Here is a 25,495-nt window from a genome sequence, read left to right as displayed (position 1 = left end):
CAATTAAATGTTATTCACCGAAGATTTTCTGCAATACATCTGGAAGTTCAGGCTGTTCGATATGAACGATCTGAAAACTACCGATGGCGAACCGTTGCAGATCATTTCACCCGGTCTGCAAAATACAAACGCCGGTCCCGATTTTCAGGATGCCAAAATTCAAATAGGAGATACTCTTTGGGCTGGCAATGCCGAAATACATTTATCATCATCCGGATGGAAGGAGCACGGGCATCAAACGGATGGCGCTTATAACAATGTAATACTCCACGTAGTTTATCGTGACGACGAACCCGTTTACCGGATGGATGGCGCAAAAGTGCCAACCTTGATACTATTCAATCGTATCTCGCCAGAGTTATACGCCCGATATCATCACCTCATATTCGATCCTAAGCAGTTCATTCCCTGCGAAGCTCAGATTGGTTTGGTAGATAATTTACTTATTCAAAACTGGCTAACCCGTGTATTGATTGAGCGCCTGCAAAACCGCTCCATAGCATTAACCAATGCGCTCCAAATAAATCGTGGCGATTGGGAAGAAACCTTTTACCAGTTTTTAGCGGCCAACTTCGGTTTCAAAATAAACGCTTTACCTTTTGAGTTACTGGCCAAATCGCTACCGCAAAACATACTGGCCAAGCACAAGAATGATCCGATGCAGATAGAAGCGTTAATCTTCGGTCAGGCCGGGTTTTTGACTGATGACTTGCAAGACGAATATCCGCGAAAGCTACAACAGGAATACAATTTCCTGCAAAAGAAATTCAAGCTCAAACCGATAGAAAAACATTTGTGGAAGTTTTTGCGCCTGCGCCCGTCAAATTTCCCAACCATCAGGCTGGCACAATTTGCCGCGTTGATAGCGCAATCAAACCATCTGCTCTCCAAAGTGCTCGAAACACAGGGGAAGGACGCTCATAAACTGTTTGATGATATTAAAGTGAACCCTTATTGGGATAACCATTACCAGTTTGATAAGCCATCGGCCACTATTTCAAAGCAGATGGGTAAAAGTTCGGTTAATGTTTTGTTATTAAATACTTTAGCCTTATTTTTATTCACTTACGGTAATCACCACCAAAGCGAGCGGTATGTAAACCGCTGTTTAAAACTATTAGAGTATTTACCTGTTGAAAAGAACAGTATTATTGATAATTTTGCGTTACTTGGGGTGAAAGTAAAAACCGCCTACGAATCGCAGGCTTTACTCGAACTCAAAAAAACGTATTGCGACAATAAGAAATGCCTGCAATGCGGCGTTGGTATTAAAATATTAAAACTGGTTCAATAGCTATGATACAGCGGATACTTACTTTTTTTGAACGTTACTCCTTTGGGGTTTGTACCTATTTGGGTAGCCGTTTCAATATATCCATTAACAAAATCAGGTTATTCTTTATCTATTCGTCGTTTTTGGCGGTGGGTATGCCATTGGTATTCTATTTCTTCGCCGGTATCGTGTTAGATATCCGCAACTATGTGAAACGTATTCACACCCGCGTTACCGATCAGTAAAAACAGCATACTGTAAATTTTAAATAAACTCGCTGTAAATAAGTAATTTATAAGTATTTGCCCGGCAATAAGCAACCCAAGGTGTTTTTTGTGCGTGTTGTGCGTACAGATAAATGGGTTTTAATCAAGCTCATAAAGATATCTTTATGGAAAGATTAGATTTTTTAAGAATAACAGGTGCCTTGAGTGGTTCGTTAATGGTTGGTGGTATAACCAATGTTTTTGCAGGCGATACCAGGACTATTAAAGCCATCGCATTTGATGGCTTTGCCATATTTGATCCCCGCCCGGTTTTTAATTTGGCCGAAGAGTTTTTCCCCGGGCGCGGTGTTGAGTTAAGTAATCTGTGGAAAACCAAACAGTTTGAATATACCTGGCTCCATAATATTACGGGTACCTATATCAACTTTTATAAGGTGATTAATAACGCCCTTACCTTTGCCGCCAAAGTATTAAAGATAGACCTTGACGACCTTAAAAGGCAGCAGTTGATGCTCTGCTATCTTAATCTGAAACCATGGCCAGATGTTGCCGGGGCCTTGCAAACATTAAAAGCTTCGGGTGTACGTTTAGTCATACTATCTAACTTTACCGATGAAATGCTTAAAAAAGGTATTGATCATGGCCAATTACAAGGCGTATTTGAACATTGCCTGAGTACAGATAAAGTGAAAAAATTTAAGCCAGATCCCATGGCTTATCAAATGGCTGTTGATGCGTTTGGGCTAAATAAAAGCGAGATCCTATTTGTGGCTTTCGCCGGATGGGATGCTGCCGGGGCAAAACAGTTCGGCTATAAAACATTCTGGAGCAATAGGCTCGGTTTGCCAGCCGAAGAGTTGGGGGCTTATCCGGATGCTACAGGTAAGGACCTGAAAGATCTGTTAACTTACATAGGTTAATAGCCCAGTATATCAGCTATATCATCAAATCCTTTTTCGCGGGCAAGGTCGGCTGGTAATTTACCACCTTCCATCCGTGTAGATACTTCAGCACCATGCTCCAGCAATAATATTAATATCTCTAAATTGCCATTTTGCGCGGCAGAATGTAATGGCGTAACTCCCGATTGCTGTACAACATTTACTTTAGCCCCGCCATCTATCAGCGTCCGTACGATCTCGTTCTGATTAGCGGCTACTGCGGAATGTATCGGGTAAACATTATAACCGTTCTTTGACGATATATTTACATCAGCGCCCTTCAAAATCAAAAAACGTGCGGTTTCTGCCTGCCCGAAATAGCAAGCCAAACCCAAGGGCGTAAAACCATCGTCAGAATATTCGTTTATCAATTCCGGATGAGTGTAAACCAAATGCGCAATCACGTCAAGCTTGCCAATTGCTGCTGCCTCAAACAGGTTTAATTCATCTACATAATTCAGCAATAGCTTAACAACATCCAATTGGTTATAATACCTGGCCAGCATAATGGGCGATACATGATAACTTGTATTGGCCTTTGCCAATGCCGGATCACTTGTAAGCAGGGCGCCAATCGCTTGTAAATTACCTGTTTGAATATGTTGTTCCAGTATATCTATGCTCATTGAACGTAATATTACTAAAAATTAAAAATCATCACAAATCAATAGGATTTATCTATTAACTTTATATTTGCGCATTAAAGCCGTTGAATATAGGAATGCCTGTGAAAGGAAATCAGTTTAGATCTAATAATTTTAAAGACGAGAGTACCCCTAAAGGCTCCTCAAAGGCCGAAAAGCCAATTAAACCAAAGTCGGAAAGCCTTCCTTCGTTTGATTTGAAAGATGGCCGCCTCATTAAGGTAGTAGGCTTGGTTTTCCTCGTAACCTCGGTTTACTTTCTCATCGCCTTTACATCTTACCTGTTTACCTGGCAAGAAGATCAGAGTTATGTGCTTAAAGCCAATGGCGGCTGGCACAACCTATTCAAAACCACGCAAGAGTTATTGGATAACGGCGTTAAAAACCCCATGGTTGATAACTGGCTGGGTAAATTCGGCGCCTTACTATCTAACCAGTTCATGTTCGAGTGGTTTGGTATCGCGTCTTATATTTTTATAGTTGTATTCTTCATTATAGGCTATCGCTTTTTATTCAAGGTGCGTTTGTTTCCTATCGGGAAAACATTGGCTTACGCCTTATTTGGCTTAATATTCTTCTCCATCACCATCGGTTTTGTGCATGGGTTTATCATAGATTACCCTCACTTTTTAGAGGGCGAATTTGGCTATTGGAGCAACCGTTTAATTGATGCGCAGATAGGCCGTGCCGGTGCCGGTGGATTGATCATCTTCGCCGCCCTAACCTTCATGATCATCGTTTACAACATCGATTTTAAGATCCCCCAGTTTAAGCGTAAGGAAGCTACCTTGCCGGGATTTGATGATGTTGACGATAGCTCCGACTTGGAAGAACCTTACATTAGCGGTACAGCACCATTAATGCCCGAAATGCCTTCAACCCCGGTTGAGTGGCCCGGCCGTCGCCCAAAACTAACTCAGGAAGGTGTACTGCCATCAAGCCGCCACGCCGAGAATGAATTAACCGAAGAACTTGAAGCTGCACCAAAGGGCTTGGTACTAAACGTAGAAAAGCCGATTGAAGAGCGCGAACACCAAGCCGTAACCTTAATGCCCGAACCAAGCGAGGATACCGAAATACCTTTAATGGTGAGCGAAGAACGCCCTACCGATGTGTTAAGCATCGAGAAGGAAGATTTAGTAACTGCCGATGATCTGGTATCGCAATTTGGCGCATTCGACCCGCGTTTAGACCTATCATCCTATAAATTCCCTACGCTGGAATTATTAGAAAATTACGGCTCCAACAAAATAGCCGTAAATACCGAAGAACTGGAAGCCAACAAAAACAAAATTGTTGAAACCCTTAACCATTACAATATCGAGATCGATAAGATCAAGGCTACCATCGGGCCAACCGTAACCCTTTACGAAATTATACCTGCCCCTGGTGTACGTATCTCCAAGATCAAAAACCTGGAAGATGATATCGCCCTAAGTTTAGCCGCTTTGGGTATCCGTATCATTGCCCCAATGCCGGGTAAGGGTACTATCGGTATCGAGGTGCCAAACCAGCATCCCGAAATGGTATCTATGCGCTCTGTTCTGGCTTCCGAAAAATTCCAGACCACTACCATGGATCTGCCTATCGCCTTAGGTAAAACCATCAGCAACGAGATCTTTATTGCCGATCTGGCCAAAATGCCTCACTTATTAATGGCCGGAGCAACCGGTCAGGGTAAGTCTGTTGGTATCAATGCCATCTTAGTATCGCTGCTTTATAAGAAACACCCGGCCGAATTGAAGTTCGTCCTCGTCGATCCCAAAAAGGTTGAACTAACCCTTTTCCGTAAGATAGAAAGGCATTTCCTGGCTAAACTTCCGGATGAAGCCGATGCCATTATCACCGATACCAAAAAGGTTATTAATACCCTTAATTCTTTGTGTATCGAGATGGATCAGCGTTATGATTTGCTGAAAGATGCACAGGTTCGTAACCTGAAAGAATATAATGTCAAGTTTGTTAACCGCAAACTGTTACCAACCGAGGGGCACCGTTACCTGCCATTCATCGTGCTGATTGTAGATGAGTTTGCCGATTTAATGATGACAGCCGGTAAAGAGGTTGAGGTACCTATCGCGCGTTTAGCGCAACTGGCCCGTGCCATTGGTATCCACTTAATTATCGCTACACAGCGCCCGTCGGTAAACATTATCACAGGTACTATCAAGGCCAACTTCCCGGCGCGTATCGCGTTCAGGGTTCAGTCTAAGATCGACTCGCGCACCATCCTTGATTCTGGTGGTGCCGATCAGTTAATAGGTCGTGGGGATATGCTTTTATCTACAGGTAACGATTTGATCCGTTTACAGTGTGCCTTTGTTGATACGCCCGAGGTTGACAAAATATCCGATTATATCGGCGCTCAACGCGGATACTCTACTGCCCACTTATTGCCAGAATATGTAGGCCAGGGCGAGGAAGGTGGCCCGAAAGAGTTTGACTCCGAAAACCGCGACCCGATGTTTGAAGATGCTGCAAGGCTAATTGTGCTTCACCAGCAAGGTTCAACCTCATTAATTCAACGCAAGTTGAAATTAGGTTATAACCGTGCAGGCCGTATAATTGACCAACTGGAAGCCGCCGGAGTAGTTGGCCCGTTTGAGGGGAGCAAGGCCCGCGAAGTTTTAATTCCGGATGATTACGCTTTGGAGCAGTTTTTGAGTAACATGGATGGTAAATAAGAAGCCATTATTTGATTAATTATGAAATACGTTATATATACCCTGATTTTTTTAAGTGCCGCTAATACCGCATTCGCCCAAAAAGACGTGCAGGCCAAACAGATTTTGAGCCAGGTTAGCAGCAAATACAAAACCTACGATGTGATCAAAACAAACTTTGTTTACACCTTAGAGAGCCCACAAGCCAACGTAAAAGAAACCCAAAGCGGCACCCTGATAGCCAAAGCTAAAACCAACAAGTTTAAAGTTACGCTGTATACTAACGGCAAAACACCGGCAGTAGCGCAAGAGCTGATCAGCGATGGCAAACAACAATGGACCTATCTTAAAAAAGATAACGAGGTGCAGTTAAACACGGTTTCCAACAGTGATGATGCCTTAAATCCTGCCCATATCTTCACCATTTACGAAAAGGGCTTTAAGTACACCTATTTTGGCGAAGAGAAGAAAGGCGGCATAGCCTGCCAGGTGATTGATATGACACCTACCGATGCCAAAAAGTCTATTTTCAAAGTGCGCTTATATATTGATAAAGCTAAAAAGCAAATCTATAGTGCCTTGATCTTCGATAAGAACGGCAACAAATACACCTATACCATGCAAACCTTTATGCCCAACTTTAAAACCACCGATGCTGTTTTTGCCTTCGATGTAAAATCACACCCGGGAGTTGAGGTGGTAGATTTGAGGTAAATATGAGATGGAAGATGTATGAGGTAAAGTGGAAAATGTAGTATCTTGCATAAACTTTAATAGCTAACATCGTCCATCTTACATGTCACATCTTACCTTCACCACCCATACCCTCGAAAAGCTCGAACTGTTGCTTAAAGCGGCAGGGTACAGGGTTAGGTACGAGAAAGGCAACTTTAAAACAGGTGCCTGCATGTTATTGAGTAGCAAAATTGTGGTGATCAACAAGTTCTCCAACCTCGAAAGTAAGATACAATCTATTGTAGAGTTGCTATCCGAACTGGAGATAGAACACAAGCTGTTAGACGAAAAACAAATAGCCTTTTTACACCAGATAAAACAAACCAAGCTGCAACTGTGACCATAACATTTTTAGGCACCGGAACATCACAGGGCGTACCTGTTATCGCCTGCGATTGCGAGGTTTGTACATCTCCCGATCATCGCGATAAGCGCCTGCGCTCGTCAATTATGATCGAAGCCGAAGGAAAGGTGATCGTGATAGATTCCGGCCCGGATTTTCGCTACCAAATGTTGCGTGCCTGTGTAAAGCACCTGGATGCCATCGTATTCACACACGAGCATAAAGATCATGTTGCCGGTATGGATGATATCCGCGCCTTTAACTACCGCCAGCAAGCCGCTATTGATATTTACGCTACCGAACGTGTGCAAACAGCCCTAAAGCGCGAATTTTCGTACATCTTCCACGATTTTAAATACCCCGGTATCCCGCAGGTAGAACTGCATACCATTGATAAAGAACCTTTCAATATTGGCAACGTAAAGCTGATCCCGATAGAGGTAATGCACTACAAACTCCCGGTATTAGGTTTCCGCGTAGGCGATTTTACCTATATTACCGATGCCAAAACCATTGAGCCTGCCGAAGTAGAAAAGATCAAAGGCTCAAAAATATTAGTGATTAACGCGCTCCAAAAGGATAAACATATCTCGCACTTTACCTTAGACGAAGCCATCGCTTTCGCTGAAACAATAGGAGCGGTGCAAACCTATTTCACTCACATTAGCCACCGCTTAGGCAAACACGAAGATGTATCCGACTTACTGCCTCCCGGTATTATGTTAGCTTACGACGGACTTAAGCTTGAAATTTAAGCTTTAAGGCGTTAATCCCAATAACTTAACTAACTCGAGGGGGGGATAAAGTAAGAATGTTTTCAAGTTTTGATACTAACTACTTGATAGTATCTACAGGGAAGCGGCAACAAACCATTGCCAAAAAAAAGAAAATAAAAAAGGGTAAGCAACTTTTATCGCACCGCTCAACTCTCTACCCTTGCTGTGTTCCCACCCTGGGGGAGTTCAAGAGGAGCTGGTCGTAAAAGACTTACCCCGGCACAAAGGTAACAAATTGTATGCTATGTTAAAACATTGTAAAGCTTTAAATTAAAAAAGGCTGTTACACAATGCTATTAAATAAAAAGAGCCCTTGTAACAGGGCTCTTTTTACTAATTCATGCCAATATAATTAATGATTGCATGATGATGATATGTACAACAAACCGTTAATATCTATGCTTCCCAGGGAATACGGTTCATCAAAAATGTGTATAATGTCCTGGTCGCCTCCGTATTGATCAACATCGTTACTATCCGGGCAATCCCAAAATACATCAGCGTAATAACCTCCCGATGGATCATTTGCGCATTGCACGGTCACATCATAAACGCCGGGATTTACTTCGCCCAGGGTCCATTCATTGGTCCAGCTAAAGTTGGGGGAATTCCAGGTGTAAAATGTATACACCGGGTTGCCGTTTTGGGATAATGTAACGATCCAGTCGCGGAAACCGGATTGGCCCGATGGTACATAAAATCTTACCGACGAATAATTTAAAACCCGCGGGCTGGTACTGCGCTGCTGCTTTAACTCCGCCGAATAACTCACCGAATACGGTACTACTGCATACGCGCTTTTTGCATACGGATTAAGCGCGTTCAAACGTACTTTTGCATTTGCAGTGCCAAACATAAAGGCACAAACAATCATTGCCAATGGCAACATTAATTTTTGTTTTTTCATGGTAAAAAAATTTAATTATAGGTTATTTATTCAAATGTAGGCGGTATTCAAGTTGTATATTTATAATATTTTAGCATCAATATATATCATATTACCATAAATAGAATACCACTTATTTGGTTTATAACTAAAGTATTAGTACTTAATTATTTACTAATAGCCAAAATTATTAAAATACAATTCCTTAAACGGTGTCCAGTATTTTCCATGTCCGCCTATCATCGGCCTTGATAAAACTGTAACGCTTTGCGGCGTAAACTCAAACTGATATTGTTGACCAATAAACTTGGGCCATAACTTTTGGAAATGCTCCATCGGGATGCTTTTAGCCACAGTAATATGCGGTGCCGTATCCTTTCGCTTATCACCAAAAATCCGCTTGATGTGTAAAAACCAATTGGTAACCTCGGGAGTAAGCTCAATTTTAGCATATATGGTTGCAGTAGTATTGCCATGAGTAAAATAACTAAACCCATTAACGTACATAGGCACCGGCCTTAACCTGTTAATGGGCCGCATATAACAATCTAGCTTTTGCTGCATCATATCGGGCATTTGGCGGTGCTGGTTAGTTATGCTGATATGCGCCTTGCTATACATTCCTTCAAAATCACCGATCAACCTCGCCGACGCTTTTTTATATTTCCTGATCATCTCCTCAACCTCCGCCGGGGGTGAGATCACCATCATGTAATCCGAATAGGTTTTTTCATTTACATCCATAAAAACAAAAGTATAAATTACTAATATTTTTAGCAAAATGTTTAAATTATTTTTAGCTTTGTGTATGGATCACCTGCGCCATATTGTACACATCGATCTCGATTCCTTCTTCGTTTCCGTTGAACGGAGATTGAACCCGGCGCTCGTTGGTAAGCCGGTTATCGTTGGTGGGTCGGAGGAGCGGGGTATAGTAGCATCATGCAGTTACGAAGCGCGTAAGTTTGGTATCCATTCCGCCATGCCTACCCGCGAGGCCAAACGCCTTTGCCCCGATGCTATTTTTATTCACGGCACACATGGCCGCTATTCCGAAGCTTCTGCCGAAGTAACCCGCATCATTGAAGAAGCCGTGCCGCTCTTCCAAAAAACATCAGTCGACGAATTTTACATCGACCTTACCGGGATGGACAAATACCACAACGCATACAAAATAGCAACCGAACTAAGGCAAAAGATAATTAAAGATACCAGGCTCCCCATCTCGTTCGGCCTGGCCTGCAATAAAACTGTGGCTAAAATGGCAACCAACCAGGCCAAACCTAACGGACAACTTTGGATCCGGCATGGGCACGAAAAGGAATTTATGGCCCCGCTCAATATTAGCAAGATCCCCATGCTGGGCGAAAAAACCTGTCAAAAATTATACAGCTACGGTATCGAAAAAATAGCCGACCTGCAACGGGTAGAGCTGCGTTTCCTCGAATCTGTTTTCGGCAAAGCCGGACGGTTTATTTACGAAAAAGCAAACGCTTTGGACGATAGCGATATCGTACCCTATTCCGATCGTAAATCGATCTCCACCGAACATACGTTCGATCATAATACCGCCGATCTAAAAACCCTCCAATCTATTTTAGTCTCCATGACAGAGGAACTTGCTTTTAAGTTAAGAAAAGAAGATAAATTGGCATCGTGCCTGGCTATCAAAATCCGTTACGCCAATTTTGAAACCCATACCCAGCAAGAAAAAATAGCTTTAACTTCGGCAGACCATATTTTAATACCCGGCATAAAAAACCTACTCAAACGTTCGTGGAACCAAAGCCGTCCCATCAGGCTTATCGGCGTTAAGCTAAGTAACCTCTGTACCGGCAATTATCAGATCAATTTATTCGAGGATAACGAAGAACGAATTAAATTATATCGCGCTTTAGATAAAATAAACTTCCGTTATGGCAATAAAACCGTGTGCAGGGCAGCAGGAATGGAGATTGGTGCCCGAAACTTTAACCCATTTGAGAAGCAATAAACCAAGGTTTGAAAAATAATCCTGACTTATTAGTCATTATTTGCAAAACCGATTAAACCTTGTTTCATTTTCATCGTTTAACAATTGTATTACACAGCCGCCCAAGTTGTGTTAAGAACGTTCTTTATTTTGGGTTTAATCAATAGTTTAAATTAATTAGGGGAAAGAGGGCACAATTCGTTGTGTCCTCTTTTGTTTTTTATAGGCAACAACAAAAATAAAAAGCGTTGGCTCTTGTGTGATCCCCTTAACGAGAGGCTGTAGGGAGGGGCTTCTGCACCATACTCTAAACCAGGTAAACAAAAAGCTTGGCAATAATACCAGGTCTTTTTTAATCACAATCGCTGTAACGTTGTAATATATCTGTTTAGTGTAACGATTTTTGTTTGAGTATATTAATTCAATTCCACATCGCTCATCACCGGGTAATGGTCGGATAGCCGCTCGCGAAGTATCTTATAATTAGTGACACTAAATTGCCGGCTCACCATAATATAATCTAGCTGAAAGCCGGGGTATTCACCATAATAAGTTACCCCCAAACCAAAGCCTTTTTCTCTGAAAGCATTCTTTAAACCTTTTTGCAAATAGCTTACCGCGAAAGATAGTGGTGTATCATTAAAATCGCCGGTGATCAGGTAAGGGTAGGGGCACGCATCCAGTAATTGTTTTAAAGCTATAACCTGCTGTCCGCGTTTAATAAAAGCCAGTTTAAGTTTACCGCCAATTTGTTTTGATTCGTGCAGATTAGGTTTGCCATTAGCCAGGTAATCATTGTCTGTCTGACTAAATTGGGTTGATTGCAGGTGAACACAATATATCCTGAATATTTTTTCGTCCCGCTTCACATCAACAAAAATGCCCTCGGTTTCAATCCCGTTTGTTGTAGGTATAGTATCCCGGTTAATAATAGGATACTTGCTGAATATCACTAATCCGGTTGTATCATAAGGCGTGGTTTTTATCGGTTTAAACCAATAGTACTTGGCTTGCATGGCAGTTTTAATAGCCTCACCCATAGGGTTCGTATCTCCCCGCTTTACAAAATACTCCTGCATGTTAATAATATCGGGCTGCTTATCTTTAATTATCTGCAACACAGCGTCATGGGTGTTTTTTTTGATAGTTGCCGATTTGTTCAAAAAGCAATAAACATTATAAGTCATCACCCTGATAAGGCTTGGCGAGGCCTTTCCCGTTTCAAAAGCCTGTTTCCTGAAACCAATGTTCCGCACCATTAAACCCGATCCAACCAAGATACATGTAGCCGATATCAAAGCCGGCCACCGTAACCTGATCATCCAAAAAATCAAACAAACAGCGTTGGTGCATAGTATAGGTATATAAGCCATCCCAAAAAACGCGATGGGCCAAAAGCTTGCCGGGTTAATGTATGGCGCCAGGTAACAAACAAGTAAGGTAAAAGCAAACAGGAAATTGATCACCAACACCACTTTTTCAAAACTATTAAGTTTTTTGTTCTTCGCTTTTAGCATCGTTTGTTATTGCTTAGGTTAAAGAAATTATAATTTAAACGTCGGTTAAATTATGCTGATGATCTAAGCAACCGTATGTGAATGGATTACGTAATTACTATAGCAGCCGGTTACAGATGATTGAATATTTGCCTAATCTAAAACATTATGTTTCTAATAACAGCTACTTTATGCCTCGTATTATTCGTGATATTTTCAACATGGGTTATTGAGCGCAAACAGGAAGACGAATGGATCTGAGACATCTTTTTTCCCCTTAATAGTAACGCCCGTAGTTTTTTAGCTACGGGCGTTTTAATCTTATAACAGCTTTAAGCTTAATCCTTAATATTGGTATCTTCTTTCTTTTCAGACTTGGGTGCTATGCCTTTATCCACGTCTAAAGTATACGAAGCTTCTGATGCCTTATCTGCCTGTTGCAACCTGTCGCCATCATCCTCACCATCGTAATCTGTTCCGCTCTCGTTAGTAGTATCAAATCCGTTCGAATGGATATCTTGCTGACTTTGCTGATCCGCTGCATCTGAGTTATCAGCATCATCCAACGGAACGTTATTTTCTGGAGTTATCATGATATGTATATTTATTTAATTGATAACGCTGTAGCGGATGGGTTGTTTGAGTTGATGCGCAATTAATGTGGCGTAACTACTGGCCAATCATTATCCCAGTTTAGCTTTTCAATCCGGAGTTTTGATTTACCATTATCCGATGCATCGTAACCATGAAATACCAGGTAGTCGGTACCGTCAAAAGTGCAAACGGCATTGTGTCCTACACCATACCAGTCCTTATCGCCGGCCAAAACAATAGAGCCTCCGCCTCTCGCCATATCGGTTTGGTTTTTATCCAGATATGGTCCTTTAATGTTTTTTGACCGGCCCACTATCATTTTATAAGTGCTTTTGGGGCCTTTACAGCAATAATCAATTGATGCGAACAGATAAAAATACTTACCCTTTTTAAACACGAAAGGTGCTTCAATAGCATTCCCTCCGGCATCAACCGGATTATCATCAACCGATGGCGGGTTTACTGTTGATGACCGTATTTTTCTGCTGGCAATGGTTGGTATCCGGTTAATATCTTCGGCAACAGTTAGGCGATCTTTGTTCAGCTTCACCATTTTGATCCCATCCCAAAACGATCCAAAAACCAAATAGGGCGTACCATCATTATCAATAATTAAGTTAGGGTCAATTGCGTTCCAATTAGTTTGGTTGGGGATTGACCGGATAACCTGTCCATGATCTATCCATTGATAAGTGGCATCACCGGTATGCAAAGTTTTGTTAGTAGCCAGGCCAATTGCCGATGTGTTTTTACCAAATGCCGATACCGAATAGTATAGATAGTACAAGCCATTATAGTAAGAAACATCCGGCGCCCAAAAACTCCGTTTAAAATTAGGCAAGGCATCAGTAATCCATTGTGGCGTGGTTTCAAAAACGGGTTTTTCACGCTGCCAGTTCACCATGTCTTTTGAACTCCACATAGCTATGCCATTACCCGTACAAAAAATATAATAGGTGCTATCCTGGCGGATCATTACCGGGTCGTGAACCGAAATACTGGTTTGCAATTGCTGGGCATAGCTTACGCCGAACCACAAACAAATAAGTAGGAGTAATATCTTTTTCACTTAGCCTCTATTTAGTCTTCAAAATTTGCACCATCTTTCTTAGGGTCATTATGTGAATATGCTTCAGTAAATATAGGTTAATATTACTACTTGCCAGCTGTCATCCCCAATTACTCATATTCATTTTTTATCAATTGAAAAATGAATATCTTTAATAAAAATTACCTAATACCTTAAATGAAATTAAAGTGGCTTCTCTTTTTGGGCTGTTGTTTATTAATAATTAATAGCTGTAAAAAGAACCCGGACATCAATATTGTTCCCCAACCCGAAAACGGCCCACCGGTAGAAACACCAACTCCCCCTTTTACTACCGAAAAATTTAGCGTAAGTAATGTGTTTCAAAACAACATGGTGGTACAGCGTGATAAACCCTTACTTATTTGGGGAAGGGCTACCACCAATTCAAAAATAAATGTAACCGTTACCTGGAATACAGGCCCATTTGTTGCCACTGCCGACCAAAGCGGCGATTGGAGCGTATCCATCCCTGCTTCACCGGTAAATATTGATCCTCAAACCATCACCTGCAAAATTGATGATGCCGATTCTACCACTCTAACCAATATATTAATTGGCGATGTATGGCTGTGTTCCGGGCAATCAAACATGGTAATGCAGGTTGATGCGCTTGCGCCATTTAAAGGGGTAACAAATTATCAGCAAGAGATACAGGCCGCGCAATATCCGCTTATACGTTTTCAAACTGTTCAAAGTGATTATCAGGGAAATGCGCTATCCGCTTTTACTTACACCAACCTTTGGCAAGTATGTTCACCTGCGACGGTTGGTAATTTAAGCGGGGTAAGCTATTTTTTCGCCCGTAAATTACATACCTCGCTTAATGTACCTATAGGAGTAATCGTTTCGGCAATAAATGGCTCATATTGCAGAGATTGGTCAAACGGCGGAATATATTATAATGGTATGATTAACCCTTTGCTCAAATTATCATTAAAGGGCTTTATATGGTACCAGGGCGAAAACGATCAGCATATCAGCCCGGCAAGCGGTTATACCGATCTTAATAATCAATTGATAACATACTGGCGATCGGCTTTTAAGCAGAGCAGTCTTCCTTTTTATTATGTTCAAATGACTCCCTTTGCCGAAGATTATTTTAACACTACCCCGCCTGGTGGCGATATGATAACCGATTATTATGCAAAGTTCCGCGAAGCGCAATCAATGATACGGCTAACACCGGGTACAGGCATGGCTGTAACTATGGATGTTGGCGAGGTAGAGAACCATCATCCAAGTAATAAAAAACCTGTGGGAGAGCGGCTGGCCTTACTCGCCTTAAAAAACACCTATAATTTAAATGTAGAGTGCGTAGGGCCACAGTTTCTATCGTATTCGCAAAGTGGCAATCAGGTTACGGTCAATTATATACCGGGTACGGCTAATGGCCTCAATGCCATTAACAACGGCGCGCTTAATCAGTACTTTTTTGTAGCCGGGGCCGATCATGTTTTCCATCGGGCTACCGCCTCAATAAGCGGTAACACGGTTGTATTAAGCCTGTCCGCAGATACGCCAATAGCTATACAAGCCGTACGATACGCGTTTACCAGCGCACCATTAACCAATTTACAAAACTCAGCCGGTTTACCGGCAGAGCCTTTCCGGACAGATACTTGGTAATGCAATTTTGCATTTAAATAGCAAAAAGGGGTCAAATCGGGTGTAGAACTCTGTTCAATTACCACGATACTTAAAGAGTGATTTTTCCTATTGTTAAGCCACAGTTATTGATGGTAATATATAGATTTTTACATGTTCTACTTCCAGAAGTATGCAGCAGCATCAGCCATTTTTATCTTCGATGCTTCTGTTAAAAAGGGATATTTAAGAGCTAATTTAGTTTTAGTTTCTTCATGACAAAACTCATCGTCATCACCACTCCATAATGGATCGTTGGTAGCATAGGTAGCAATCTCACCTATAAGTGTTAGAACTGTTTTGTTATACTTGTCTGGTAACGAATTAATGTTGTATAGTGTTGATAGATGATATGTGATAGCTTCGTTAGCCAATTCTTCTGTTGTCATTAATCCAAATATATCAGAATTTTAATGTTATACACGCAATGATATTTCTGAATTAATCTTTACGTTATATAAACACATAATGAAATAATCTATATACAAAAATGTTATACCCAAAACAATAAAAGCCCTTCAGATTATCTCTAAAGGGCTTATCCCGGTGATCGCATCAGGGGTCGAACCTGAAACCGTCGCTTTAGAAAAGCGATGCTCTATCCAGTTGAGCTATGCGACCATCACAAATTGCTTTGCGCTGCAAATATGCGAAAAACCTATAATTTAAAAAAATAGAGTTTCAATTAATTTAAAGCCTGGTTATTACCACATTACTTTTTAGCCGGTATCTGGCTAATCAGCCATTTGGCTAAATCATCAGCAGCTTTATCATTATCGTATCCCGCAGGCAGGTGTCCGTTAGTGTATTCGTTGTACAACCAGGGGTCGCCAACAGCAAAAACAGTTCCTTTACCATATTTAACGGTAGCAAAAAGCACCGCGCCATCCTTAGTATAAGCAGCCTTAGCATTGCCACTTAGTTTGATAGACGACATATCCTTCAAATAAACTTTTTTAGCAGTCTTAAATATCGGGTCGCCATCAGGTATCATTAAGGTGCCGGCAGCAATGTTGTTACCTATCACATGGTTTTGAATATCATCATTAAAATGCAAGCCAAAAGCACCGGCCAGTTTGTTAGTGCCCGGTAGGTTAACATTAGTGCTATCATTAGCCATAATCACCAATACACCTCCTGCTTTTACCCAGTCGGCAATTACTTTAACCTGCGGCAGGTCAATATAATTTGGAGACGCAGTTTCCTTTTGCGAATCCATATCTACAATAATATAAATATCGGTACCTTTTAGGTTTTGATAAGTTGGCGCCGCATCATGGCTGCGCAGTTTGCCGCCGTATTTAATAAAAGCATCACCCCAGTTAGAGTATCCGTTAAGGTCTTTCTCCTCCCATATGTAATGAAAACGCTCCATTTTCCCATCGGCACCCTTATGGAACTCGTGGTTATAATAGGTGTCAACGTCAACAATCCAATTAGGGCCCTGGGCCTTAGCGCCCGATACAATTGCGGTTGCAAACAATACAGTGATGATAACGGATTTGATCTTCTTCATGGTTTTAACAGATTTTTATTTTGGTGAGATAATATTACAGATTTATTTTTCAGCCAACAAAGATAATTACACACCATTGGTAATTGATTAAGTTATTTTGCCAACTTGTAGCGTAAAATTAACGTTACCGTTATACCGGCAATGTAATATTTCATAGCTAAAGGTAGTTATGCTAATATCGGCTTAAAAAACTTTTTATATTTGCAGCCTTTAACATAAAAGCCATTATCTACCTAAACTTGTAAGCGTGCCCGATAGTATAGTTATTGTACCTACTTATAACGAGAAAGAAAATATTGAACGCCTGTTGAATAAAGTACTTTCACTCGAGCATGATTTTCATGTGCTCATCATAGACGATGGCTCGCCAGATGGTACTGCGCAAATTGTAAAAACCATACAAAGAGATTATCCCGACCGCCTTTTTATCGAAGAGCGTGCAGGTAAACAAGGTTTAGGTACAGCCTATATTCACGGTTTTAAATGGGCCGTAAGAAACCAGTACGATTACATTTTTGAGATGGATGCCGATTTTTCGCATAACCCGGATGATCTTATCCGCTTGCGCCAGGCCTGTGTTGAAGGCGCCGACGTTGCCGTAGGCTCGCGCTATGTTACCGGCGTAAACGTAGTTAACTGGCCCATGAGCCGTGTACTGATGAGCTATTTCGCATCGGTTTACGTAAGGTTTATAACCGGAGTTGAGATACAGGATTTTACAGCAGGTTTCAAATGCTTTAAACGCCGCGTGCTCGAAGCCATTGATCTGGATAAGATCAAATTTGTAGGGTATGCCTTCCAGATAGAAATGAAATACACCGCCGTTAAACACGGCTTCAAGGTAACCGAGGTACCAATAATTTTTACCGACCGCACAGTAGGTTCATCCAAAATGTCGGGCGGAATATTCAAGGAAGCCTTCTTCGGCGTTATCCGGATGCGTATCAACTCCATATTCAAGAAATATCCGGAAGGGTGATAGGTTAATCTGGATTTAGGAATTTCGATTTCGGATTATATCTTATTTTAAAGCTTTCTGCTTTCATCTTTTAGCTTTGCGCTTAATTTACTAATTTCGTTGGCAATGAACGAGAATCTCGATCCCAACCTTGAAAATCTTTCGCCAATAGAACGCGACATCGAAAAAGTTTTGCGTCCGCAGGCATTTGAAGATTTTACCGGTCAGCATAAAATATTAGCCAACCTAAAAGTATTTGTTCAGGCAGCCAGGCAACGTGGCGAATCACTGGATCATGTGCTGTTACACGGCCCTCCCGGATTGGGTAAAACAACCCTCTCGCACATCATAGCTAACGAAATGGGAGCGGGCATTAAAATAACATCAGGCCCTGTTCTGGATAAACCCGGCGATTTGGCCGGCTTGCTCACCAATCTCGAGTCTGGCGATATTTTGTTTATTGATGAGATTCATCGCCTAAGCCCCTTGGTAGAGGAGTACCTGTACAGCGCGATGGAGGATTTTAAAATAGATATTATGCTGGAAAGCGGCCCGAACGCCCGCTCAGTGCAGATCTCACTAAACCCCTTTACCCTTGTAGGCGCTACAACACGCTCAGGTTTACTAACCGCGCCACTACGCGCCCGTTTTGGTATTAACTCCAGGTTGGAATATTACGATGCCAAGCTGTTAACTACCATCGTACTACGTTCCGCTTCCATATTAAAAACCGAGATCCGCGAGGATGCCGCTTACGAAATTGCCCGCCGCAGCCGTGGCACGCCACGTATTGCCAATTCCCTGTTACGCCGCACGCGCGATTTTGCCCAGGTAAAAGGCACCGGCCTAATTGATACCGAAATTGCCCGTTATGCTTTGAACGCGCTTAACGTTGATGAGCATGGCCTGGATGAAATGGACAACAAAATACTCCTCACCATTATCGATAAGTTTAAAGGTGGCCCTGTCGGACTAAAAACCATTGCCACCGCCGTTGGCGAAGACGAAGGCACCATCGAAGAAGTTTATGAACCTTTTCTAATACAGGAAGGTTTCCTGATGCGCACATCCCGCGGAAGGGAAGCTACAGAAAATGCCTACAAACATTTGGGCCGGTTAAAACTTGGGGGTAACCCGTCGTTGTTTTAATATGGATTAAGGAGAAAAGCAGTAAAGAGTAAGAACAATAATCCTTATTCCTTGCTCTTTGATCTCTTCTACTCCAAATAATAATGCTTTATCCTGTTAAACTGATCATCCAATTCATACACTAAAGGTACACCCGTAGGTATCTCAAGCTTGGTTGTATCCTCGTCGGATAACTGATCAATATACTTAACAAGCGCCCGCAAACTATTCCCATGGGCAGAGATGATAACCTTTTGATTCAAGCGCATAGCAGGCATAATATGCTCCTGCCAAAAAGGTAAAACTCTGTTCATAGTTTCGCTCAGGTTTTCCGTAAGCGGGATCTCGCGCTCGGTGAGGTGCTGATAACGGAGGTCTTTTCCGGGGTAACGGTCATCATCTTTGGTTATAGCAGGCGGATATTCGTTAGGGTCGCGCCTCCATTTCTGCACCTGCTCTAATCCGTATTGGGCAATAGTTTCGTCTTTATTCAATCCCTGTAAAGCACCATAAAAACGTTCGTTCAACCGCCACGATTTTTCTACAGGTATCCATAAATGGTCAAGCTCCTCTAATACATAATGCAGCGTTTTAATGGCCCGTTTTAAAACAGAAGTAAAGCCAATATCAAAATTATAGCCATGTTTATTCAGTATTTGCCCGGCTTGATGGGCCTGGGTGTAGCCATCTGCGGATAAATCAACGTCCGTCCAGCCGGTAAAGCGGTTCTCTTTGTTCCAAACACTCTCGCCGTGGCGTATCAAAACTAATTTCTGCATTATGTTAAAACTACGTTTGTTTAGGGAATAATTTTAGTTTGATATTGTTTTAAAAACATTTACTTTTAGTTGTATTAATTACAGTTAACCAATTTTGTAATTATAAACTAATTTTAAAATAAAACAACCTTACATTATGAGCGACACCCGAATTGTCTCCCTGAAAGAGAACACCGCTAACCCTGCACCTTTAGGATTGCTGGCCTTTGGCATGACCACCGTTTTACTCAATTTTAAAAACGCCGGCTTTATCGAAATGAGCCCCATGATATTAGCCATGGGTATTTTTTACGGAGGAACGGCACAAGTAATTGCCGGCATAATCGAAGCTAAAAAAAACAATACTTTTGGCTTAACCGCATTTACATCATACGGTTTTTTCTGGTTAACATTAGTTGGTTTGATCATTATGCCAAAATTGGGCTGGTTTCCGGCTCCAAGCAATAACTCTATGATAGCGTTTTTAGCTATGTGGGGAGTATTTACCCTACTACTATTCTTCGGCACGTTTAAACTAAGCCGCGCGCTGCAATTTGTATTTGGCTCGTTAACTATCTTATTCTTTTTGCTGGTTGCATTTCACGTAACTGGTAAAGAAGAGATTGAAAAGTTCGCTGGATACGAAGGTATCATCTGTGGTGCATCAGCAATATACACCGGCGTTGCCCAGGTATTGAACGAACTTTATGGCAGAACCGTTTGGCCTATCGGCCCGATGGCTTAATAAGTAAAAGTTAATATTAAAAGAGGCTCTTAGTTTAACTAAGGGCCTCTTTCTTTTTAAGCCTGGTTTGGATTATACGGCCATAACCTGCTAAACCAGCTATTTCGAAATTGAGCCTGGCTTGGGTTATTGGCTATGATATTGATGTAATACTGTTTCCTTAACGCGATGAACTGGTTATACAAAGTTTCGGCGTTAGCGGCATTTACGGCGGCTAATGTTGCCGGGCCAACTATCCTGTCGGCGGTAACTCCGGCGGCTTGTTGCAAAAACTGGGCGCCACGGCCCGTACCCATATTTACCGAAGTGTCAAAAACCTGGTTAGCAATCTGCTGATCATTGATGCTCCCGGTTTGATTGGCGTTCCAATAATTTACCTGGTAAAACGATTGTATGGCGGTAAGCAAAGCGGTATTGGCATTAAGCGCGGCATTTAAATTTGGTGGATTGGTAGCCTTAATAGCATCAATAGTTACCCAGCCGCTCCAGTTGGGGTTATTATTGCGCGATACACCTTTAAATGTTTCGCCTCCCGTATCGGCCGGATTATTCGCGTAGCCACCTTCGGCAGCCATAGTTAAATTGTATGCGTTAATAAAATTTGCCATAATTGTGTGGTTTGGTTTTTAAATAGGTTATTATTTGTAAGTAAATATAATAGTATAAATAATAAATATTGAAACCTGTTAAACATTTATGAGGAAATTAAATCACAGCATAAAAAAAGAGGCATCCTTTTGGGATGCCTCTTTCAATGTATTTATTTAACCTTACGGCCTAATAAAGCGTAAACTCAACCCTACGGTTTTGTTGACGACCTGCGGCGGTTTTATTAGTCGCTATAGGTTGGTTCATTCCGTAACCTGTAGCTTCAATACGTGATGCGTTTGCACCCTTGCTAACCAGGTATGATTTGATCGACTCGGCACGGTCTTTTGATAAACGCATGTTCAGCGCTGCCGAACCTGTATTATCAGTATGGCCAGCCAGTTTCAAGCTAAAATTTTTGTTTACCAATAACTCGGCAACTTTATTTAAGCTTGGGAAAGAGTGTTCACGTATGGTTGCTTTACCTAAGTCAAACTCAAGGTTGGCAATCGCGTCTTTAACAATCTTTTTATCTTCTTCGGTTACATATACCTTAACGTTTTCGGCTTTAGGTAACGGACATCCGGCACCGTCAACTTTAACGCCTTGCGGAGTGTTAGGGCATTTATCAAACAAATCCGGCACACCGTCGCCATCAGAATCCTGGGTTAATTTAGCATTAGTTGCAGCTAAATTAGCGTTTGTAGTATTCAGGTCGTTACGTAACTGGGCATTAGCCGCCTTTTCTGCATCTACTTGGTTTTGCAGATTTTGAGCTTTAACCATGTACTCATAACGCATTGATGATACCGGGTTATGTGTAGCTAATTGTGGTTTTGATTTACTACCTAAAGCAAACTCTAAACCTGCATGAGCGTAGGCAAATTTATCGTTAGTAGGTCCATAAGCGAATCCATCAACAAAATCAGAGTTAACAAAATTCATTTGGTAACCCAAGTCAAGGTTTACACCCTTAGCCAGATCAATTTTAAAACCTAATCCTACCGGGATGAAAAACTCGCGGAAATCGGTAGAATTTGACGCTAATGCTAAACGGGCACCGGTACCGCTATAAACCTTAGGCGTAAAATCCATAAAGCCACCACCCAATGTTAAATAAGGTTGTATAGCGCTTTGGTTATGCCTCCAGTTAATATTAGCCAAGGTAATGTTTGCTGATAACGCTGCCGACCAATTGATTTGTGTACTGTACGATGCATACGGGCCAACAGGTGCTGTTGTTGGTGTACCATTCCCAGCAATTTGTCCGCCTAAAAAATCGGCCTCTAAGCCAAACGAATGCAGTATTTGTTTTTTGATAAAACCACTGTATCCCAATTGGGTACCGCGGCCTTTATAATCTTGTTTGCCACCTATAAAGGTATAAGGAGTTATAACACCAACACCTAAACCGAACGACCAGGTACGGTAAGCGCTCCCGCCAGAAAACGGCTGAACATAATTTTTAGTTAATGTGGTATCTGTTTGGGCAAATAATGTGCTTCCAGCCATTAAGGCAACTGCAAGCAGTGATGTTTTTTTTAAGTTAAGTAGTTTCATATTAATTGTTTTATAAATCTCTGGATATAATTGCAGAGCTACTCCGTTAAGCCAATATTGATGCCATTATCCTCAGTGTTAACGGTCGTGAAAATTAACAGCCTTCAAAATTCAATTCAAGCAAATGTTTCTACTATTAATAAAAACATAAACAACTGAGTTATACCTGCTCACTAAATATAAACATTGTTTATGCTTGTCGGGAATATTTTAAACATTTTAACTATAGAGTAAAATAGTTAAATATCCGAATAGTACTGTATTTGCTACACTTTAGATTGTATCGCAGTCTATTTGGTTTGTGTGGATTTAAGAAATATTTGGATGTGACCTATCTGCTCAGTTTGGTTTTGAGCAAATAAAGTAATGGGTAAAAGAAGCAACAGGGCTGTTATCAATCTTTTACCCATTATATTTTATTTAAATGCTTTTATCAAGCGCCTGCTTAATATCAGCTATAATATCTTCAGCTTTCTCTAAACCTGTCGAAACGCGTATCAAACCGGGGGTAATACCCACGGCCAGGCGTTCTTCTTCGCTTAATTTAGAGTGTGTAGTACTTGCCGGGTGCGAACAAATACTGCGCGTATCACCCAAATTGGCTGTTACCGATAACATCTGCAAAGCATTCAAAAACTTACGGCCAGCTTCAACCCCGCCTTTTATTTCAAAACAAAATACGCCGCCACCGGCTGTCATTTGCTTTACAGCGATATCATATTGCGGGTGGCTCTTTAAAAACGGATATTTAACCAAACTCACCTGCGGATGGTTCTCCAAAGCTTCGGCAACCTTGAGCGCGTTTTTGCAGTGACGTTCCATGCGTACATCCAAAGTTTCAAGGCTCTTGCTCAATACCCAGGCATTAAAGGGGGATAGCGACGGACCAGTAACCCTGCAAAACAAATAGATCTCGCGGATCAGATCGGCACGGCCAACAACCACGCCACCTAACACACGGCCTTGCCCATCAATCCATTTAGTAGCGGAGTGAATAACCAGGTCGGCACCAAAATCAATTGGCTTTTGTAGCAGTGGAGTAGCAAAGCAATTATCAACGTTTAAAATAAGGTTATGCCTTTTGGTGAATTTGCCTATCCATTCCAAATCCAAAACCTCTAATTGAGGGTTGGTGGGCGTTTCAAGGTACACCATTTTTGTGTTAGGCTTTACGGCAGCTTCCCATGCGGCTTCGTCACCGGCAGGTACCATGGTAACCGTAATGCCAAAACCCGGCATGTATTTTTTAATAAAGGTATTGGTATTACCAAATATCGAGCTGCTGCAAATCAAATGGTCGCCGTTTTTCAACAACGCCATAATAGAACCCACCACGGCGGCCATACCGCTGGCTGTACTAAAACCAGCTTCGGCACCTTCCAGAGCTACCATTTTGCGGGTAAACTCATCAACGTTAGGGTTGCTAAAGCGGCTGTATATGTTATCATCACTTTCTTCGGCAAAGGCCGCGCGCATGGCGTCGGCATCGTCAAAGCAAAAGCTGCTGGTTAAGTATAAGGGGGTAGAATGTTCGCCCTGCTGCGTACGCGGTGTTTGTATGCGTATAGCCTGGCTTATCGGGTCTAAATTATCAAGCATTGTTATTATTTTGAGATACAAGAGTCAAGAACCAGCAATCAAGACAACAAAAAGCATCTTGATTCTAATTCATATTCTTATTTGTTAGCTGGGTGTACAAATACTTCGTATTTAACATCGGCACCTGCAAATTTAAGGGTGGCCGCAACCGAGCAATATTTGTTTACCGATAGTTCAACAGCGCGTTCAGCTTTGTCTTTATCAACATCACCGTAAATATGGAACTCCAGTTCAACTTCTTTCCATAACGATGGCTCTTTGCCTGCCTCGCGTTCGCCTTTAACTATCATTTTATAGTCTACTACTTCCTGGCGTTGCTTTTTCAGGATGCTGATTACATCAATACCGCTGCAACCACCCAAACCCATTAACAGGATCTGCATGGGGCGTATACCAAAGTTCTGGCCACCACTCTCCGGACTGCTGTCCATCAATACGGTGTGTCCGTTCTCGTCCTTTGCCTCAAAACCAAAATCGCCGTTCAGGCGCGATATTTCAATAGTAGCCATAATCTATGTATTAAGGCGGCTAAGTTATGTATTTATTAGCCGATGTAAAAGCTGAAACGTTAGCGTATTGTAAGATTTAGCTGTAAATGCGACACGGCAAACCCCATACTTCTTATTATTGGTTTGCAATATTTTAAAAGCTTAGCAATTTTCACACTTTCGCGCTAAAACTTATCTTTGCCGCTGATATGAAATACCTCATCGTTGGTTTAGGCAACATTGGCCCCGAGTATGCCGATACAAGGCATAACATTGGCTTTATGATATTAGATAAGCTGGCAAAAGAAGAAGGTGCCCAGTTTTTTAATATGCGCCTGGCTTATTACACCGAGGTTAAACACAAAGGCCGTTCATTACATCTCATCAAGCCAACTACCTACATGAACCTGAGCGGAAACGCCCTGCGTTACTGGATGAACGAACTTAAAATACCAGTTGAAAACGTGTTGGTTTTGGTTGATGATCTGGCATTACCATTAGGTATCCTGCGTTTAAAACCTAAAGGTAGCGCTGCGGGCCATAATGGTTTAAAACATATCGAAATTATTTTAGGCAATAACAATTATGCGCGCCTGCGCTTTGGTATTGGCGATAACTTCCCGAAAGGTAAGCAGGTTAACTATGTGCTTGATGCTTTTGATAAAGATGAATTACCAGAATTACCGGCCCTGATTGATCGTTCCATCGAAATGATCAAAAGCTTTGCCACCGCTGGTACCGAACTTACCATGACCCGCTATAACAAATAGCTTTTCCATATTTATTACGACTAAGAATGTGCGAATGTAACCTTTCTTAAAAAAAGGTGTGTATAACTGCAACAAATCACCAACATTTGCATCTTATAGCT

26 protein-coding genes, 1 tRNA gene and 1 other RNA gene are annotated in these 25,495 nt (G+C 41.7%); 13 read left to right on the top strand and 15 right to left on the bottom strand.

The features are described 5' to 3' along the window. The first annotated feature begins 7 nt into the window (after positions 1-7). The 3 genes from ABIN91_RS01130 to ABIN91_RS01120 all read left to right on the top strand — a co-directional run bounded on the left by ABIN91_RS01130 (position 8) and on the right by ABIN91_RS01120 (position 2,420). Positions 8-1,294 (top strand): DUF2851 family protein, encoded by a 1,287-nt coding sequence (locus ABIN91_RS01130; RefSeq protein ID WP_348047555.1) that lies wholly within the window; start codon positions 8-10, stop codon positions 1,292-1,294. Between the two features lie 2 nt (positions 1,295-1,296). Next, positions 1,297-1,518, top strand: a complete 222-nt coding sequence (locus ABIN91_RS01125; protein WP_348047553.1) for a PspC family transcriptional regulator — start codon at positions 1,297-1,299, stop codon at positions 1,516-1,518. 146 nt (positions 1,519-1,664) lie between these two features. After that, positions 1,665-2,420 carry a haloacid dehalogenase type II gene (locus ABIN91_RS01120; protein ID WP_348047551.1) on the top strand — a complete coding sequence of 252 codons (756 nt, stop codon included), beginning with the start codon at positions 1,665-1,667 and terminating at the stop codon, positions 2,418-2,420. On the opposite strand, the gene ABIN91_RS01115 is transcribed toward ABIN91_RS01120, so the two are convergent. Continuing rightward, positions 2,417-3,067 (bottom strand): ankyrin repeat domain-containing protein, encoded by a 651-nt coding sequence (locus ABIN91_RS01115; RefSeq protein WP_348047548.1) that lies wholly within the window; start codon positions 3,065-3,067, stop codon positions 2,417-2,419. The genes ABIN91_RS01120 and ABIN91_RS01115 overlap by 4 nt on opposite strands. 95 nt (positions 3,068-3,162) lie before the next feature. Here ABIN91_RS01115 and ABIN91_RS01110 point away from each other — a divergent pair, with 95 nt between their 5' ends. The 4 genes from ABIN91_RS01110 to ABIN91_RS01095 all read left to right on the top strand — a co-directional run bounded on the left by ABIN91_RS01110 (position 3,163) and on the right by ABIN91_RS01095 (position 7,581). Next, entirely contained in the window at positions 3,163-5,769 is a 2,607-nt protein-coding gene (locus tag ABIN91_RS01110; RefSeq protein ID WP_348047546.1) for a DNA translocase FtsK, read from the top strand. Between the two features lie 21 nt (positions 5,770-5,790). Continuing rightward, positions 5,791-6,462 carry an outer membrane lipoprotein carrier protein LolA gene (locus tag ABIN91_RS01105; RefSeq protein ID WP_348047544.1) on the top strand — a complete coding sequence of 224 codons (672 nt, stop codon included), beginning with the start codon at positions 5,791-5,793 and terminating at the stop codon, positions 6,460-6,462. Positions 6,463-6,544: 82 nt separating this feature from the next. Then, on the top strand, positions 6,545-6,823 hold the full coding sequence (locus tag ABIN91_RS01100; protein ID WP_348047542.1) for a hypothetical protein: 279 nt from the start codon (positions 6,545-6,547) through the stop codon (positions 6,821-6,823). Further along, a complete protein-coding gene (locus tag ABIN91_RS01095) occupies positions 6,820-7,581 on the top strand; it encodes an MBL fold metallo-hydrolase (RefSeq protein ID WP_348047540.1) in 762 nt (253 codons plus the stop codon). The genes ABIN91_RS01100 and ABIN91_RS01095 overlap by 4 nt, the downstream gene beginning before the upstream one ends. 139 nt (positions 7,582-7,720) lie before the next feature. Here the strand turns inward: ABIN91_RS01095 and ffs are convergent. From ffs to ABIN91_RS01080, 3 genes are all read right to left on the bottom strand, one after another. Further along, positions 7,721-7,819: signal recognition particle sRNA small type (gene ffs, locus ABIN91_RS01090), an RNA gene on the bottom strand. 135 nt (positions 7,820-7,954) lie between these two features. After that, entirely contained in the window at positions 7,955-8,509 is a 555-nt protein-coding gene (locus tag ABIN91_RS01085) for a hypothetical protein (protein WP_348047538.1), read from the bottom strand. A gap of 153 nt (positions 8,510-8,662) precedes the next feature. Continuing rightward, positions 8,663-9,232: a 2'-5' RNA ligase family protein gene (locus ABIN91_RS01080; RefSeq protein ID WP_348047536.1), complete on the bottom strand. Its 570-nt coding sequence runs from the start codon at positions 9,230-9,232 to the stop codon at positions 8,663-8,665. A 37-nt stretch (positions 9,233-9,269) separates the two neighbouring features. Between ABIN91_RS01080 and dinB the strand changes: the two genes are divergently transcribed. Then, positions 9,270-10,481: a DNA polymerase IV gene (dinB, locus tag ABIN91_RS01075; RefSeq protein WP_348047534.1), complete on the top strand. Its 1,212-nt coding sequence runs from the start codon at positions 9,270-9,272 to the stop codon at positions 10,479-10,481. A gap of 395 nt (positions 10,482-10,876) precedes the next feature. Here the strand turns inward: dinB and ABIN91_RS01070 are convergent, their stop codons facing one another. From ABIN91_RS01070 to ABIN91_RS01060, 3 genes are all read right to left on the bottom strand, one after another. Continuing rightward, positions 10,877-11,977, bottom strand: a complete 1,101-nt coding sequence (locus tag ABIN91_RS01070) for an endonuclease/exonuclease/phosphatase family protein (protein ID WP_348047532.1) — start codon at positions 11,975-11,977, stop codon at positions 10,877-10,879. A 317-nt stretch (positions 11,978-12,294) separates the two neighbouring features. Next, complete coding sequence (locus ABIN91_RS01065; protein ID WP_348047529.1) at positions 12,295-12,549, bottom strand: hypothetical protein; 255 nt, start codon at positions 12,547-12,549, stop codon at positions 12,295-12,297. 62 nt (positions 12,550-12,611) lie between these two features. Continuing rightward, on the bottom strand, positions 12,612-13,619 hold the full coding sequence (locus ABIN91_RS01060) for a family 43 glycosylhydrolase (RefSeq protein ID WP_348047527.1): 1,008 nt from the start codon (positions 13,617-13,619) through the stop codon (positions 12,612-12,614). A 177-nt stretch (positions 13,620-13,796) separates the two neighbouring features. Between ABIN91_RS01060 and ABIN91_RS01055 the strand changes: the two genes are divergently transcribed. Further along, positions 13,797-15,266, top strand: a complete 1,470-nt coding sequence (locus ABIN91_RS01055) for a sialate O-acetylesterase (RefSeq protein ID WP_348047525.1) — start codon at positions 13,797-13,799, stop codon at positions 15,264-15,266. 137 nt (positions 15,267-15,403) lie between these two features. Here ABIN91_RS01055 and ABIN91_RS01050 read toward each other — a convergent pair whose 3' ends face one another. The 3 genes from ABIN91_RS01050 to ABIN91_RS01040 form a co-directional block, all read right to left on the bottom strand. Continuing rightward, entirely contained in the window at positions 15,404-15,673 is a 270-nt protein-coding gene (locus tag ABIN91_RS01050; protein WP_348047523.1) for a hypothetical protein, read from the bottom strand. Between the two features lie 158 nt (positions 15,674-15,831). Then, positions 15,832-15,905 (bottom strand) — tRNA-Arg (locus tag ABIN91_RS01045). 91 nt (positions 15,906-15,996) lie between these two features. Further along, the gene (locus tag ABIN91_RS01040; RefSeq protein ID WP_348047521.1) at positions 15,997-16,800 is read right to left on the bottom strand and encodes a hypothetical protein; all 804 of its coding nucleotides are present in this window, start codon (positions 16,798-16,800) and stop codon (positions 15,997-15,999) included. A 247-nt stretch (positions 16,801-17,047) separates the two neighbouring features. Between ABIN91_RS01040 and ABIN91_RS01035 the strand changes: the two genes are divergently transcribed. After that, positions 17,048-17,779 (top strand): polyprenol monophosphomannose synthase, encoded by a 732-nt coding sequence (locus tag ABIN91_RS01035; RefSeq protein WP_348047519.1) that lies wholly within the window; start codon positions 17,048-17,050, stop codon positions 17,777-17,779. A 105-nt stretch (positions 17,780-17,884) separates the two neighbouring features. Continuing rightward, positions 17,885-18,907, top strand: coding sequence for a Holliday junction branch migration DNA helicase RuvB (gene ruvB / locus ABIN91_RS01030; RefSeq protein ID WP_348047517.1), 1,023 nt, complete (start codon positions 17,885-17,887; stop codon positions 18,905-18,907). Between the two features lie 68 nt (positions 18,908-18,975). Here the strand turns inward: ruvB and gpmA are convergent, their stop codons facing one another. After that, positions 18,976-19,665 (bottom strand): 2,3-diphosphoglycerate-dependent phosphoglycerate mutase, encoded by a 690-nt coding sequence (gene gpmA, locus ABIN91_RS01025; protein ID WP_348047514.1) that lies wholly within the window; start codon positions 19,663-19,665, stop codon positions 18,976-18,978. Between the two features lie 136 nt (positions 19,666-19,801). Here gpmA and ABIN91_RS01020 point away from each other — a divergent pair, with 136 nt between their 5' ends. Beyond that, on the top strand, positions 19,802-20,389 hold the full coding sequence (locus tag ABIN91_RS01020) for an acetate uptake transporter (protein WP_348047509.1): 588 nt from the start codon (positions 19,802-19,804) through the stop codon (positions 20,387-20,389). Positions 20,390-20,445: 56 nt separating this feature from the next. Here the strand turns inward: ABIN91_RS01020 and ABIN91_RS01015 are convergent, their stop codons facing one another. The 4 genes from ABIN91_RS01015 to ABIN91_RS01000 form a co-directional block, all read right to left on the bottom strand. Beyond that, a complete protein-coding gene (locus tag ABIN91_RS01015) occupies positions 20,446-20,997 on the bottom strand; it encodes a glycosyl hydrolase 108 family protein (RefSeq protein WP_348047507.1) in 552 nt (183 codons plus the stop codon). A gap of 169 nt (positions 20,998-21,166) precedes the next feature. Beyond that, the gene (locus ABIN91_RS01010) at positions 21,167-22,537 is read right to left on the bottom strand and encodes an OmpA family protein (protein ID WP_348047505.1); all 1,371 of its coding nucleotides are present in this window, start codon (positions 22,535-22,537) and stop codon (positions 21,167-21,169) included. A gap of 420 nt (positions 22,538-22,957) precedes the next feature. Beyond that, positions 22,958-24,136: an aminotransferase class I/II-fold pyridoxal phosphate-dependent enzyme gene (locus tag ABIN91_RS01005; protein WP_348047503.1), complete on the bottom strand. Its 1,179-nt coding sequence runs from the start codon at positions 24,134-24,136 to the stop codon at positions 22,958-22,960. Positions 24,137-24,213: 77 nt separating this feature from the next. Beyond that, positions 24,214-24,645, bottom strand: a complete 432-nt coding sequence (locus ABIN91_RS01000) for an OsmC family protein (protein WP_348047501.1) — start codon at positions 24,643-24,645, stop codon at positions 24,214-24,216. A 188-nt stretch (positions 24,646-24,833) separates the two neighbouring features. On the opposite strand from ABIN91_RS01000, the gene pth reads away from it, so the two are divergent. After that, positions 24,834-25,394 carry an aminoacyl-tRNA hydrolase gene (gene pth / locus ABIN91_RS00995; protein WP_348047500.1) on the top strand — a complete coding sequence of 187 codons (561 nt, stop codon included), beginning with the start codon at positions 24,834-24,836 and terminating at the stop codon, positions 25,392-25,394. Positions 25,395-25,495 lie beyond the last annotated feature (101 nt).

Source organism: Mucilaginibacter sp. (assembly GCF_039921305.1).
Classification (GTDB): domain Bacteria; phylum Bacteroidota; class Bacteroidia; order Sphingobacteriales; family Sphingobacteriaceae; genus Mucilaginibacter.
This window is presented reverse-complemented; position numbering and strand designations above follow the sequence as displayed.